Below are 13173 nucleotides of genomic sequence, written 5' to 3' on the forward strand. Positions count from 1 at the left end.
AACCTCACTTTATTTTTTTGATTCGCTTCCTTTAGTTTTCTCATCATCATCCAGTGGCAATGACTCCCCTGTTACTGACTGTAAGGGTAATGTATGCTTATCTTCATCTTTAACAATATTAAGGTGGACATCCCGTTGTGGGAAAGGTATCTCAATACCGTATTTTTTAAGCGCGGTATCCAACTCCCACATATAGATACTCTGAATTCTTGTGGGACGGCGTACTCCATAATGAGCCACCCAGACCAACATTAAGAAGTTAACGCTGTTGTCACCAAAGTCTGTTAGCCATACATCAGGCTCTTTACCTGGGATATTTTTCAATGTGTACTGCACGTTGTTAGCTGCTTCAATCGCGGCTTTTCTGACAATTTCTTTATCAGTACCGTAGGCAACACCAAATGGAATTCTGACACGGCGCGTAGACTCTTTAAGGGTCCAGTTAGTGACTATGTTCGTCACCATATAAGAGTTCGGAATAATGACATCAATATTGTCATTAGTATTAATTCTGGTACTTCGAGTTTTAATTTCCTTTACTTGACCAGTTGTTCCATCTTCAAGTTCGATATAGTCACCAACCTTCAGTGTTTTTTCAAACATGATGGTTAAACCCGAAACGAAATTACTGACGAGGTTTTGTAAACCGAAACCGATACCAACTGATAAGGCACCGGCAATAAGCGTTAGGTTGCTCAAATTCAGTCCCAGGGCGCTAAAGCCGGCAACCGCAGCAATAAATATAATTAAATAATGTATCAGTCGGTGTAACAGGTATAGGGATGAGTTATTTTTAACCTTATGTTTTTTTTCAAAACGGTGGACAAGGAAGCTAACCAGTTTTGAAACCAGAAAACCTATTAAAATAATAAAGCATAGTTGAATCAAAGGTAACAGCGTGATCGGGCGCTCGTTAATGCTGAATAGAGGGCGGTTTACTAAAGCTACTGTAGCATCCCAAATATCCAAGGTAACTTCCTTGATGGAGTCCCAGGTCTTATTGAGGCCTGACTGTTGTATATCTTCTACATCCCTCAATATTGACAGGAGCAACTGATTGTCACTAATGTTTGCACGAACATCAGACATAGACTTTAATAATTGTTGCGCTTTTTTCCGTCGTTCCTCAGAAAGTTTTTGTAAATCCCTATTAGTCTCAGCACCTTGTTGCTGCAGGTTGATATCAGAGGATAACAATGTATCGCGAGCCAGCGCTTCTGCCTTGGATATCTCTTTCTCAGCGAGCTGTACCACATCAAGCGACTCCTCAATAACGGTACGAACTTCATCAATATCCGCCATCGCTCGGGATTCTAAACTCTCTATTTCGGCTAACTTATCTTGTTGTTTAGCTCTTTGGAGTTTCAATAAAACTTCACGGTAGGCAAGAAGAGTTAACGAAAGATCTAACTTTAAAATTTCATAGCTGGTGAAACCAATACTGGTCTCTGAAATATCGCGACTAAGCTTTAAGTTTAATTGTTTTAACTGCTCTTCCAGATCAGACTTCTGATTTTCTAACTGCTGTCTCTTTTTCTCCGCAAAAGGCTCGAAGTTAATTCTTCCCTTAGCTTGATCCAGCGTATTAAGCAGCGAATCAAGTTCAGTCCGAAGGCTGTTCTCTCTAGCCTCCAAGTTTGACAATAACTGATTCTCAATAGCCTTACTTAGCTGACTATTTACCCAATTAAGAACAATCGCAAGTTGCTCATTACTTCCTTCTTCACTATTCAGATAGGATACTTTTAGAACATCAATAGTATTCGTGGTTTGCTGGATGCTTTGATTAACACGCTTGATTTCTTCTAAAGTCTGTTCACGTAAAAATGCTACCTGTCGACGCAGCTGATTAATTTCCAAAAACTCATCTACATTATAATTTTCTTGAGATATGGCAGCCTCTGGAACGTCAAAATACTCTTTGGCTTTGTAGTGAAGCTTTTTATACTCCTGCGCAAGATTGCGAATTATAGCAATTCGTTCCAGGAATTCTCCCTTGCGGGTCACCTCTACGGCCTGCACTTCCTGATCTAATTTATCAATGAACTTAGTGAAATGTTTTTCAAAACTAGCAGCTTCTTCTATCTCAGCATATTGATTCCACCAACGACTACTCATGTCCTTGATGTTGGGCACCTCTGGACCATCTGATTCTTTTTCTTCTTTCAACAGGTTTAGCGGATCATTACTACTCGCTGAATGAGCCGGATTGAGGCCAAGCGTAAAGGTAAGGCAAAACAACAAAAGAAGTTGAGTCAGCGTGGAATTCTTCATAGTAAGGATTATAGTGGCCCTGTTTATTTAATGGTCATCTTGTCACTAGTGTACCAAAAGAATGATTGTCGTCGATTGTAAATAGGAAAAAGTATCAAAATTTATACTGAAAATCTCCTGGGTATAAAAAAAGCTGCTAAAAAGCAGCTTTTATTTTTAATTTAAGTAAGGCTTCAGCACATCAGGAATATCAACTGTACCATCTTCATTTTGGTAATTTTCCAAAATCGCGACTAGTGTACGCCCCACTGCCAGCCCAGAACCATTCAAGGTATGAAGTAGTTCTGGCTTTCCTGTCTCTGGGTTTCTCCAACGGGCTTGCATACGTCTTGCCTGAAAGTCCCCAGTATTGCTGCAGGAGGATATTTCTCGATAAGTGTCCTGACTAGGTAGCCAAACTTCAATATCGTATGTTTTTGTGGCTCCAAAACCAATATCCCCAGAGCATAGATTAACAACACGATATGGTAGGTCCAACAACTGTAAAACTTTTTCTGCGTGACCAACAAGCTCATCAAGTGCCTTCATCGAGTCATCAGGCTTAGTCATATGTACCAGCTCAACTTTTTCGAATTGATGTAAACGAATAAGACCACGGACATCACGTCCATAAGAACCTGCTTCACTTCGGAAGCATGGTGTGTGTGCAGTAAATTTTAACGGTAGCTGATCGGCTTCAATAATCTCGTCTCGTACCATGTTGGTAACCGGAACTTCTGCGGTTGGAATCATATAAAGTTGCTTGCCATCCTGGTTTTTGCCTTGGGCTTTAAATAAATCTTCCTCAAACTTTGGCAATTGGCCTGTTCCCATCAAGCTCTCAGAGTTGACCATATATGGCACATAAATTTCTTCATAGCCATGTTCTCTACTATGAAGATCCAACATTAACTGTATCAAAGCTCTATGTAATTTAGCTACAAGTCCTTTTTTTACAACAAAACGGCTGGCTGAGATTTTTGCTGCACTGGCGAAATCAATGCCACCAAGGTTTTCTCCGATTTCCACATGATCTTTAGGCTCGAAACTAAACTCTCTTGGCTTACCCCAGCGACGCACTTCGACGTTGTCGCTTTCATCTTTACCTTCAGGAACTGAGTCATCGAGCAAGTTAGGAATGCCATACTGGATGTCATCCAACTCCATCATTACCTGACTTAGACGATCTTTCGCCTCATCAAGCTTTTTACCGAGATCGGCCACCTCGTCTAATAATGGTTGGATATCCTCTCCGCGAGCCTTTGCCTGTCCGATCGACTTTGAACTTGAGTTACGCTTACTCTGTAACTCTTGAGTTTCAATTTGTAGAGTTTTACGCTCATCTTCCAGTTTCTGATAAGTAGCTATATCTAACTCAAAACCTCTTTTAGCCAGGTTAGTCGCTACAGCGTCAATGTCATTACGTAATAATTTAGGATCAAGCATTACTATATTTGGAGTTAATGGATAATTAGCCGGACATTCTACCACCAAGCCAGGCCCCAACAAACACGAAAAGCATGCAAAGTACTAAATTTCCAAGAATATTCATACCCGCTTTGAGCCATACCTGCTGTTGCAGGAGATACATGGTTTCCAGTGAAAAAGTTGAAAAGGTGGTAAAAGCACCCAGAAACCCAATCATGACTCCTTCTTTAAGCGTCATAGAAACGTTAGCATTCTGCCAATATGTGATCAAAAAACCTGCGATGAAACAACCTACCACATTAGCCATCAGAGTCCCGTATAGAAACTGCTCTCCTAAAAGCCATTCCGAAAGATGTCTAATTTTAAATCTTGCTATTGCACCAAATGCACCACCGATACCAATCGCACTGATTACCGCCCAGTTCATATCATCTCACTTATCATCACTTGCTTCTAATGTACGCTGTTTCAGCCACTGCATTTTTTGAGCTATTTTTTTCTCAAGTCCTCTATCCACTGGACGATAATAGCTTTCAGGTTGTTTAGCTTCGGGAAAATAAGTCTGACCCGCCGAGAAAGCATCCGGCTGATCATGATCATATCTATAGCCCTGCCCATATTCTAAATCTTTCATTAAACTTGTTGGTGCATTGCGTATGTGCATCGGAACATCATAAGTGGGTTCATTACTGACGTCTTTACGTGCTTGGTTATAAGCTTTATAGACTGCGTTACTTTTAGGTGCACAAGCAAGGTATATAATAGCCTGAGCAATAGTTAGCTCCCCTTCGGGGCTACCCAGGCGCTCTTGAACATCCCAGGCATTTAATGCCAGCGTCAATCCCCTTGGATCAGCATTACCGATATCTTCACTCGCCATTCGGACCACTCTTCGTGCCACGTAGAGTGGATCACAGCCTCCATCAAGCATTCGGCAGTACCAGTACAGCGCTGCATCTGGATCACTACCCCTTACCGACTTATGTAAGGCGGAAATTTGATCGTAAAAGTGCTCTCCCCCTTTGTCGAAACGCCTGAGGGACTGGGTAAGAGTTTCTTCAAGAACTTTATTATTAATAACTGGATTCTCGTCATTTTCTGCTAACGCGAGCTCAGAAGCCAATTCCAGAAAATTTAACAGGCGACGGCCATCGCCATCTGCGGCCTGGACCAACACATCCAGAGCATCTTCCTGAACAGTTAAATTTAAATTTCCCAGCCCTTTGTCTTTATCGTTTATAGCTCTCTTGACCAATTGACGTAAAGCTTGATTGGATAAATCCTTGAGTACGAATACTCTTGCCCGAGATAAAAGTGCGTTATTCAACTCAAAGGATGGGTTTTCTGTTGTAGCCCCAATGAAAGTTACGGTTCCATTTTCTACGTAAGGCAAAAAAGCATCCTGTTGCGCTTTGTTGAAACGATGAACCTCATCTACAAACAGCAGTGTCTGTTTGCCTTGAGCCTGGTATTGCTTTGCTTCTTCGACAGCAGCCCGAATATCTTTAACGCCGGCCAGAACCGCAGAAATAGTAATGAAGTGTGCGTTAGAGGTCTTTGCTATGAGTCTTGCCAGTGTTGTTTTACCTGTACCGGGCGGTCCCCAAAAGATCATGGAGAAAGGCTTCTGAGTCTCGATGGCCTGGTATAATGGCTTACCACTAGCTAGCAGGTGCTCCTGCCCAACATAATCGTCAAGCTGCTGCGGGCGCATCCTATCAGCTAGTGGTACGTAGACATGGTTATCGTCAAATAGTTGGTTTTGTTGACTCATTAATAATCTGGATTACATCGCTTCTTGTGGAGCATTGTCCGCCACTTTTTTACGATTATCAATAATATCAACCCCGTTAGGTGCTTCAAACTGGAAGTGCTTTTCATCAAAACCGGGCGACAGGTTTATTTCGGAGAAGTCGATAATCGTAGTTTGTCCCAGATTATCACTAACCTTCAATGCCACCAGATCGTCACCGTTGAACTCAATCAGTAACCGCTCAAATAATGCTTGCTCGTCTCTAGAGCTCAATTGAAAAGCTGTTATATCATCCTTACCGGTAGCGACTTCCGCGACATTGTAATTATCAACAATGTCCACTTTCTCTTTAGTTAAAATAGCGGCCGGGGTCGTCTCAAGACTTTCATCCAAGTCTGACACATTAATTTGTTCTATATCACGATCGAATTGCCACAGATTTTGACCGTCTGCTACGATCTCCTGCTCATATGGATCGCTGACAACCCATCGAAAAAGTTTTGGACGCTGCAATTCAAAGTAACCTGACGATGAGTCAAGAACTGTATTAAATTCGTCTCGAATTTCCTGGGTAAAGTTAGCTCTATAACTGTTAATGTTGGACAGTTTATCCTCCAGCTTGTGAGCTGCGTCAGCATAGGCGTTCATGCTACTGAAAATGATAGAAAAACATAACACAATAATTTTTGCTGTTTGTTGATATAAAAACTTCATAACTATACCTTTCGGCTGTATTAACTATCTACCGTTATACAGCCCATAGACTGAATTTGGACTTAACAAAAAAGACTTAATCTTTAGGTGGTGGTGGTGCTAATACTTCTCTTGCTCCATTACTGCCCATTTCCGATACAATACCAGCAGCCTCCATGGCCTCTACCATTCTTGCAGCGCGGTTGTAGCCAATTTTAAGACGACGTTGGATACCCGAAATAGACGCGCGACGGGTCTCGGTGACGATAGCTACGGCCTGATCAAAAAGCTCATCCTGCTCGCTGTCACCACCATCCATTCCAGGCATACCAGGAACAGGAACTTCGCTGGTTCCACTGATTACCTCTTCGATATAATCAGGCTCCCCTCTCTGCTTCCAGTCTTCAACCACACGATGTACTTCATCATCATCGACAAAAGCCCCGTGTACACGGGTTGGGATATTACTGCCGCCAGGCAAGTAAAGCATATCACCCATACCCAGTAGCTGTTCAGCACCCGTTTGATCTAAAACGGTTCTAGAATCTATTTTTGATGAAACCTGGAATCCTATACGCGAAGGGATGTTTGCCTTAATTAAGCCGGTAATAACATCAACAGAAGGTCTTTGTGTCGCCAAAATCAAATGGATTCCTGCAGCACGAGCTTTTTGTGCAATTCGAGCGATAAGCTCTTCAACTTTCTTGCCGACAATCATCATCATGTCCGCAAGCTCATCAATAACAATGACTATGGAAGGCAGTTTTTCCAGAATTGGTGGCTCCTCTTCAAGTCCATCGGTCGGCTGCCATAAAGGATCTTTGATCGGCTCACCAGCCTTAATAGCATCGGTAACTTTTTTATTAAAGCCCGACAAATTTCTTACTCCTAAAGCGGACATTAAGCGGTAACGACGTTCCATTTCACCGACCGACCAGCGTAGTGCATTGGCAGCGTCTTTCATATCCGTCACCACTTCACAAAGAAGATGTGGGATCCCCTCGTAAACACTCAGCTCAAGCATTTTGGGATCGATCATGATCATACGAAGATCTTCAGGGGAAGACTTATATAGCATACTGATGATCATGGCATTAACACCAACCGACTTACCGGACCCAGTCGTACCAGCCACCAATAAGTGAGGCATTTTAGCCATGTTAACCACTACCGGACGCCCAGCAATATCCTTACCTAAGGCCATACTTAGAGGGGACTTGGACTTTTCAAATTCATCACAAGCCAGAACCTCTCTCAAACGAACAATTTCACGTGACTCGTTTGGTATTTCAATGCCGATATAAGTTTTACCGGGAATAACTTCTACCACGCGAACTGAAATAGTTGATAATGAGCGAGCTAAGTCTTTTGCCAGGTTAGAGATTTTACTGACCTTGACTCCCGGGGCTAACTCCAGTTCAAATCGAGTAATGACGGGCCCTGGATGAACTTCCATCACCTGAGCATCCACATTAAAGTCTTTCAATTTGATTTCAACCAGCCTCGACATTGCCTCAAGTGACTCCTCAGAATAATGGTTCTTTGGAGGCTCTGGTTCATCAAGTAACTCCATACGTGGCAAAGGCCCCTCACCTGCCCCTTCGAACAAAGGCTTTTGCCGTGTTTTCTTTTCAACTTTGGGGCTCGGCGGAATTGAAGTTACTTTAGGTTCAATTTTTACTGGCTTTTTGCTTTCCCGTTTAACCTTATCTTGTTTTATCGCTTCTTTACGCTTTACAACGACTTGTTTAACTTCCTTTTCTTCTTTTTTACGTTCCTTAAATGATTGATACCAGTAAACAACTTTATTGATACTATCAATTGTCCAGGTCCCCACAGAGTCCATAATCTTTAACCATGAAATACCAGTAAATAAGGTTACGCCTGATAAAAATAAAGCCAGTAAAATAAGGGTAGTGCCATATAATCCTAGAGTACCTATCATCATCCCAATAATTGCCTTACCCAGTATTCCACCAGAAAAGTAAACTATTTCGGACTGCTGATGACACGCTTGAATCCCGCTGATACAACGATCACCGAAATGTTGATACAGGAGGCCGGCACCGGCAACAATCGCCATTAAAAGACCAAGACTTTTAATTAGCCAGAAACTTTTAGGATGCTGATGCTCTTCAGTTCTCTCGCTATAAAGAAGGTATCCAAAATAGGCGACAACGACAGGAATCAGATAAGCCAGATACCCAAATAAGTGTAGGAAAAAGTCTGCAAACCATGCTCCCCCGGTACCCGCAGCATTTTGCACAGGCGCGCCACTACCGTTAGTGAACGAGCCCGGGTCATTGGGGTTATAACTTAACAACGCCAAAAGAAGAAACAGAGCAATCGTGACAAGAATAATCATTCCGCCTTCGCTTAAACGCTTACGCAAAATTGCTTTAGAGTCTAACTGGGTATCTTTCTTTTTGGTTGCAGCCTGTTTTGTTTTAGTTTTGCTCAAAATTGTGTCCTATTTTTCTCGCTTACCATTCTAATTGAACTTTCAGCTATCTCAAGCGTGATACACAAAAACGGTAAAAGGGTCACTAGATTAGCATTATGTTACTAATCCGTCCCCTGTTTGTCTGATACTGGCAGGATACTGGTTTCCTTGACCTCCTCCATTACCATGTAAGAGCGAGATGCGCTGACACCAGGTAATGTTAAAAGTGTATCCCCAAGTAACTTCCGGTATTCCTGCATGTCACCCACCCTAGCCTTCAATAAATAATCAAACTCTCCTGACACCAGATGACATTCCAATATTTCTTGGATTGTAGCAACTGCCTGGTTGAATTCTGTAAATACATTAGGTGAGGTGTGTAATAAACGAATTTCAATAAAAACCAATAGCGAAGCTGATAATTTCTTAGGGTTCAGCTTGGCTAAGTACCCCTCAATAAAACCATCATTCTCCAAACGTCTGACCCGCTCAAGGCAGGGGGTGGCACTTAAGCCCACAACTTTAGCTAATTCAACGTTAGAGATCCGACCATTTGACTGCAATTCACGAAGAATCCGGCGATCAATACGGTCCAAAATTTGTTTGCTCGCACTTTTTACTTTCACAGAATATATTCGCAGTAAAAATCATATTTAAAGTTATTTATACTACAAAAAGACAAACTTTAGCAAATAAAACTGCTAAAAGCACACTATAATAGCGATTTTTACTGACCCCAAAAAAGCCTTTTCCTAGTGTATAATTGCTTATTTATTATACAGTGACTAGCGGGCTCAAAACCGTCGATTTGGAGCAAAGATATGTTGATCGGTGTACCTAAAGAAATAAAGAATCATGAGTACCGTGCAGGTATGGTCCCAGGCAGTGTTCGCGAAGTAATCGCACACGGTCATGAGGTTATTGTTGAAACTAATGCCGGCGCTGGTATTGGCTTCACTGATGAAGATTATATCGCAGCGGGCGCCACTATTCTGGATACTGCGGAAGAAATATTCGCAAAAGCCGAGATGATTGTTAAAGTTAAAGAACCTCTGGCTGAAGAGCGAAAGCGTTTACGCGAAGACCAGATCTTATTTACTTACCTACATCTTGCTCCAGATATGCCGCAAACCCAGGATTTGGTTAATTCAGGTGCTATCTGTATCGCCTATGAAACTGTAACTGGCCGTCAGGGTGGCCTACCCCTACTGGCACCGATGTCAGAGGTTGCTGGCCGTATGTCGATTCAGGCAGGTGCTCAGTGTCTGGAAAAGTCTCGCGGCGGTCTAGGTATGTTATTAGGCGGGGTTCCAGGTGTATCTCCAGCTAAGTGTGTTGTTATTGGCGGCGGTGTTGTTGGAAGCAACGCTATCAGAATGGCTGTTGGACTTGGTGCTCGTGTTGTCGTACTTGATCGTAATGTCGATGTCTTACGTCGCATTAATGCAGAGTTTGGCTCAAGGGTAGAAACCGTTTTTTCTAGCCAAGAATCTTTAGAGCAGGAAGTTACCAGTGCGGACCTAGTCATTGGTGGTGTGTTAATTCCAGGCGCTGCAGCTCCAAAGCTTGTTACTGAAGAGATGGTCAAACAAATGAAACCAGGCGCAGTTCTCGTTGACGTAGCAATTGACCAGGGTGGTTGCTTTGAAACGTCACATGCAACAACTCATGCTGAACCAACTTTCATCAAACAAGATGTGGTTCACTACTGCGTTGCTAACATGCCGGGCGCAGTACCACGTACGTCAACCTTTGCACTGAACAACGTCACGTTGCCTTTCATTCTGAATATTGCCAACAAGGGTTACAAAGAAGCCTTGGCAAAAGACCCGCACCTTTTGAATGGTCTAAATGTTTATAAAGGTCAGGTTACAGAGCGCTCTGTGGCAGAAAACCTTGGGTTTGAATACGTTGACCCTAAAGCCGCACTGGATATCAGTTACGATACGCTATAAGCTCTTTATCTGTACAATAAAAAAGCCGCTCAACCGAGCGGTTTTTTTATATTTCTAAGAGTACGGTTGAGATTAAAGAAACTCAGGACAATAAAAAAGGCCGCTCAGAGAGCGGCCTTTTGTAACGCTGTTAAAGTATAAATTATACTTTAGTAACGTTAGCAGCTTGCGCGCCTTTAGGGCCTTGCTCGATGTCGAACTCAACCTGTTGGCCTTCTGCTAAAGTTTTGAAACCGTCACCTTGAATCGCGCGGTAGTGTACAAACACGTCTTCGCCCGCTTCTTGCTCGATGAAACCAAAACCTTTTGATTCGTTGAACCACTTAACTGTACCAGTGATTTTAGACATAATATTTCTCCAAAGCTAAATGCTTAAAAATTAATGTTTGCCACCTCATTATCACCTATTGATAAATTGATAGCGGTACTACTGAGATAAAAACTAAACGGCATTAACTTAGATAACAAATAGCGAGGGTACGACATTAAGTGATCTCAATGACCAACTTGGTGTAGCATCGAACTTATGTATCCTTGTATAGCTGTTATTTTAACCAGCGGAAACAGAATACTATATACTGGCGGGAAGTAAAGCATTATTTTGTATATTAACGTAAGTGTTATCTATTAAATATGGCTGCAAAACTCTATTATTTTCATGATCCTATGTGTAGCTGGTGCTGGGGATTTGCCCCTACTTGGCAGCAGCTAAATCAAAGTCTAAAGAATATTGTTGATATTGAATATGTACTCGGTGGTTTAGCTCCTGATAGCAACGAACCAATGCCTCATTACATGCAAAAAACCATACGGGGTTACTGGGAGAAAATCGAAAATCTGCTGGGGACACGATTCAATTATAACTTTTGGACAGAGTGCCAGCCGAAGCGATCAACTTATCCTGCCTGCCGAGCGGTAATTGCTGCTAAAGAACAAGGTAAAGAAAGCGAGATGATAGTAGCCATCCAAAAGGCTTATTACTTAGGGGCCATGAATCCTTCCGAACTCGATACATTAGTTTTTCTGGCTGATTATTTAAAACTTAATATAGAGAGCTTTAAAACCTCTATAGTTTCTGAAAGAATCGATAATGAGTTGCAGCGTCAAATACAGGTTTATCGCTCTCTGTCATTCAGAGGCTTCCCTTCACTGACCTTGGAAATTGAGGAACAAAGTGTACCGATCGAAGTTGATTATCAATGTTCCGATTTAATGTATGACAAAATTATATCTTTTGTGAGATGAATTGAATGACGACAAGAGGCCAGCTTTGCTGTCAATGTGCTTTCTTATCAAGCTCGTTATCGGCCACTTGTCTAAGTAAGGCATCAAGCCATATTTCCTGAACCTTGCTTGCATCAAGGCCATAGAGACTTGCGTCGTTCGCTACCTGCTTAATAACCTCATCAATCTCTTTAGCCTCCTCCATGGCATTATCGCTAGAATATTTAGTGCTCATAATCTTGCCTCATTCTTTAACTTAAGAATATAGGTTAAGTTTAATGCATATCTGCATTAAAGGCTAATTGCTACACTGATAAGAATCATTAATCTATCACCTCATAGAATAAGAATATCAATTAAAGGTTTATTTATGGCTAACAAATACCTACAATTTAGCCAAAATTGGTAGAGTTATAAAAGAATTTCGGAGAAATAACCTATGAGCGAAACGCGCCACATTAAGTGCTTAATTCTGGGCTCAGGCCCTGCAGGCTACAGTGCTGCGGTTTATGCTGCGAGAGCCAACCTTGAACCAGCAATTATTACTGGTATTCAGCAAGGCGGGCAGCTGACGACGACTACGGACGTTGATAATTGGCCCGGGGACCATGAAGGTGTTCAGGGTCCTGATTTGATGGTTCGAATGCAAAAGCATGCTGAGCGATTTGGTACGGAGATGATTTTCGACCATATCAATGAAGTCGACCTAAAAAATAAACCCTATACTCTTAAAGGTGACAGTGGCATATATACCTGCGATGCTCTAATTATCTGTACAGGTGCTTCTGCTAAATATCTAGGTTTACCATCAGAGGAAGCCTTTATGGGTAAAGGTGTTTCAGCCTGTGCTACATGTGATGGTTTCTTCTATAAAAATCAAAAAGTCGCAGTTATTGGTGGCGGTAATACAGCCGTTGAAGAAGCGCTTTACCTATCGAATCTAGCCAGCGAAGTTCATCTGGTACACCGTCGTGACGAGTTACGCTCTGAAAAAATTCTTCAGGATAAGCTTTTTGAAAAAGTTGAAAACGGCAATATCATCCTTCACTGGCACCGCACTCTGGAAGAAGTAGTTGGTGATGATATGGGGGTCACAGGTATGCGTATTAAAAGCACCCTGGATGACACAATAGAAGATATTGAGTTACAGGGTGTCTTCATTGCCATTGGCCATAAACCGAACACAGATATTTTCGAAGGTCAGCTTGAAATGAAAGATGGTTACATTCAAGTTAAGAGTGGTCTTCAAGGAAACGCTACTGCTACTTCAGTAGAAGGAGTCTTTGCCGCTGGTGACGTATCTGACAATGTTTACCGTCAGGCGGTTACGTCTGCAGGTACAGGCTGTATGGCCGCTCTAGATGCAGAAAAGTTTCTAGACCAATAAGAAATATCTCCATAAAAAAGCCCTGCAATTGCAGGGC

Annotated in this window: 12 protein-coding genes; 3 read left to right on the forward strand and 9 right to left on the reverse strand. The window is 42.1% G+C overall.

The window, feature by feature from the left end; translation table 11 throughout:
- Positions 1 to 9 precede the first annotated feature (9 nt).
- From KS2013_RS11905 to lrp, 7 genes are all read right to left on the reverse strand, one after another.
- A complete protein-coding gene (locus KS2013_RS11905; protein WP_083217801.1) occupies positions 10 to 2274 on the reverse strand; it encodes a mechanosensitive ion channel domain-containing protein in 2265 nt (754 codons plus the stop codon).
- A 156-nt stretch (positions 2275 to 2430) separates the two neighbouring features.
- Positions 2431 to 3699: a serine--tRNA ligase gene (gene serS / locus KS2013_RS06275; RefSeq protein WP_068994447.1), complete on the reverse strand. Its 1269-nt coding sequence runs from the start codon at positions 3697 to 3699 to the stop codon at positions 2431 to 2433.
- 25 nt (positions 3700 to 3724) lie between these two features.
- Positions 3725 to 4108, reverse strand: coding sequence for a fluoride efflux transporter CrcB (gene crcB, locus KS2013_RS06280; RefSeq protein ID WP_068991267.1), 384 nt, complete (start codon positions 4106 to 4108; stop codon positions 3725 to 3727).
- A 6-nt stretch (positions 4109 to 4114) separates the two neighbouring features.
- Positions 4115 to 5455 carry a replication-associated recombination protein A gene (locus KS2013_RS06285; protein ID WP_068991270.1) on the reverse strand — a complete coding sequence of 447 codons (1341 nt, stop codon included), beginning with the start codon at positions 5453 to 5455 and terminating at the stop codon, positions 4115 to 4117.
- Positions 5456 to 5467: 12 nt separating this feature from the next.
- Positions 5468 to 6148, reverse strand: coding sequence for an outer membrane lipoprotein chaperone LolA (gene lolA / locus KS2013_RS06290; RefSeq protein WP_068991273.1), 681 nt, complete (start codon positions 6146 to 6148; stop codon positions 5468 to 5470).
- Positions 6149 to 6224: 76 nt separating this feature from the next.
- Entirely contained in the window at positions 6225 to 8588 is a 2364-nt protein-coding gene (locus KS2013_RS12050; RefSeq protein WP_083217802.1) for a DNA translocase FtsK, read from the reverse strand.
- A gap of 104 nt (positions 8589 to 8692) precedes the next feature.
- Positions 8693 to 9196 carry a leucine-responsive transcriptional regulator Lrp gene (lrp, locus tag KS2013_RS06300; protein ID WP_068991276.1) on the reverse strand — a complete coding sequence of 168 codons (504 nt, stop codon included), beginning with the start codon at positions 9194 to 9196 and terminating at the stop codon, positions 8693 to 8695.
- Positions 9197 to 9391: 195 nt separating this feature from the next.
- Between lrp and ald the strand changes: the two genes are divergently transcribed.
- On the forward strand, positions 9392 to 10525 hold the full coding sequence (gene ald / locus KS2013_RS06305; RefSeq protein ID WP_068991279.1) for an alanine dehydrogenase: 1134 nt from the start codon (positions 9392 to 9394) through the stop codon (positions 10523 to 10525).
- A gap of 142 nt (positions 10526 to 10667) precedes the next feature.
- Here the strand turns inward: ald and KS2013_RS06310 are convergent, their stop codons facing one another.
- Positions 10668 to 10874, reverse strand: coding sequence for a cold-shock protein (locus KS2013_RS06310; RefSeq protein ID WP_068991282.1), 207 nt, complete (start codon positions 10872 to 10874; stop codon positions 10668 to 10670).
- A 284-nt stretch (positions 10875 to 11158) separates the two neighbouring features.
- Between KS2013_RS06310 and KS2013_RS06315 the strand changes: the two genes are divergently transcribed.
- A complete protein-coding gene (locus KS2013_RS06315; RefSeq protein WP_068991288.1) occupies positions 11159 to 11770 on the forward strand; it encodes a DsbA family protein in 612 nt (203 codons plus the stop codon).
- A gap of 31 nt (positions 11771 to 11801) precedes the next feature.
- Here KS2013_RS06315 and KS2013_RS06320 read toward each other — a convergent pair whose 3' ends face one another.
- Positions 11802 to 11984 (reverse strand): hypothetical protein, encoded by a 183-nt coding sequence (locus KS2013_RS06320; protein ID WP_068991289.1) that lies wholly within the window; start codon positions 11982 to 11984, stop codon positions 11802 to 11804.
- Positions 11985 to 12188: 204 nt separating this feature from the next.
- On the opposite strand from KS2013_RS06320, the gene trxB reads away from it, so the two are divergent.
- Entirely contained in the window at positions 12189 to 13136 is a 948-nt protein-coding gene (trxB, locus tag KS2013_RS06325) for a thioredoxin-disulfide reductase (protein ID WP_068991290.1), read from the forward strand.
- Positions 13137 to 13173: the final 37 nt, after the last annotated feature.

The organism is Kangiella sediminilitoris (assembly GCF_001708405.1).
Taxonomy (GTDB): Bacteria; Pseudomonadota; Gammaproteobacteria; order Enterobacterales; family Kangiellaceae; genus Kangiella; species Kangiella sediminilitoris.